The sequence below is a fragment of the Phytoactinopolyspora endophytica genome, from assembly GCF_004138495.1.
In the GTDB taxonomy this organism is placed as follows: Bacteria; Actinomycetota; Actinomycetes; order Jiangellales; family Jiangellaceae; genus Phytoactinopolyspora; species Phytoactinopolyspora endophytica.
On sequence record NZ_ML142870.1, the window covers coordinates 120,689 to 122,478 of the forward strand.

1 protein-coding gene is annotated in these 1,790 nt (G+C 67.5%); it reads left to right on the forward strand.

Going from position 1 to position 1,790, the window contains the following annotated elements; genetic code table 11:
• Positions 1–384: 384 nt before the first annotated feature.
• Positions 385–1,790, forward strand: a 1,406-nt coding sequence (locus ELR45_RS30040) for an ABC transporter ATP-binding protein (RefSeq protein WP_205857549.1), incomplete at its 3' end; no start/stop codon positions are given.

Here is a 1,790-nt window from a genome sequence, read left to right on the forward strand (position 1 = left end):
CGGCGACGCCCAGCAGCGACCTGCTCCGCTGACGGCTGGCCCGCGTCCGTCAGTCATCCCTCGTAGCCGGCGAGTTGCCTGTCAGCCACCCGATCCGTTGTCACACCGTGCGTGCTCGAGTAACGTCACCGTTGTTCGCTGAGCGATCGGCTCTGAACGGCCAACGAAGTCAGGAGGTGCTGCCGATGACTACGACACGTCTGCGGCGCGCCTCCGTGCGCGTGCACTAGCCACCCGCTTCGTTTCGTCTGCCGGCTGACTCGCTGTTCCCTCGTCTCCCGGTGGGCGCATCCTGTTCAGGAGACAGCAGCTTTGCGCCAACATCGCGAACGCTTCACCTTGTCCTCGTTGCTGCGCCTATGGCCTCACGTACGGCCCGTGTGCATGCGGCTCTTCACAGCCACTCTCCTCGCCACCATCGCTTCATGCCTCGGACTGATCATGCCGCTGGTGCTGAGATGGATGGTCGATGGCCCGCTCACCAGGGGTGAGCCGTCCGGGGTCTGGCTTGGTGGCCTGGCCCTTTTCTTGATAGGCGCCGCCGAGGCGGCCATCTTCGGCGTACGGCGCTGGCTGGTCGCCCGCCCACTCGCCGAGGTCGAAGCGTCGATGCGTACGGCGCTGTACCGGCACCTGCAACGGCTGCCGATCCCCTTTCATGACCGGTGGCCGTCGGGTCAGCTCCTCTCTCGCGGTACCGCGGACCTCGGCCTGCTCCACGGCTTCCTCGCACTCTCATCGACGTTTCTCATCGTCAATGGGGTGACCATGGCACTCGGCTGCGTCATCCTGCTGACTCAGCAGTGGACCTTGGGCCTGGTGCTACTGGCTCCTGCCCTGCCGCTGACGCTGCTGAGCGCGTTGTTCGAGGCGAGATACGCGCTCGTCACCCGCCGCGCGCAGGACCAGAACGGGAACCTGACGACCGTCATCGAGGAATCGATCCTGGGCATCCGGGTTATCAAGGGCTTCGGTCGGCACGAGAGTCAGGTTCGTGCGTTCCAGAGGCTCGCCCGCCAGATCCACGGAACGGAGCTTCACAAGGCTCGCCTCTTCGCCGGCCTGTCGAGATTCTTCGTCACCTTGCCGGAGATCGCCGTCGGTACAACGCTGGTGCTGGGCGCGGTGCAGGTGGCGGACGGGACGTTGTCGTCCGGGACGCTGCTGGCGTTCCTGGCCACGGCGCTCGTTCTGCGCCCTGTGGTGGAGTCGACCGGCGCCCTGCTGGCGATGTGCAACCAGGCCGCAACAGCGGCCGACCGCTACTTCGACATCATGGACACCCCGGTCCCTCCCGATAGCCCGGAGCGTCACAACTTGTCCACGCGTCCCGGCTCTCCGGTGTCCGCACCGCGCCGCGCGACCGTTTCGGGGCCGGCAGGGTTGGCGTTCGACAAGGTGGAGTTCCGATATCCCGACGCCTTGCCGGGTGCGCCCGCCGTTCTCCAGGACGTCGACCTGCGCATCGCCGCCGGTGAGACCGTGGCCTTGGTCGGCGCCACCGGCAGCGGCAAAACCACCCTCGCCTGCCTGGTGCCACGGCTGTACGAAGTGACCGGTGGGCGGATCACGCTCGGCGGGCGGGACATCGCCGAGATGCCGGTGGCGGAGCTACGCGCGTCGGTCGGCGTCGGCTTCGAGGACCCCACCCTCTTCTCCGGTTCCGTCGCTGACAACGTGCTGCTGGGCGGGGAGGCCGTGACCGCGGCGGACTGCGCGCGGGCGCTTACGATCGCGCGGGCGGATGATTTCGTCGCCGCTCTGCCCAACGGAGAGCACACCGACGTGGG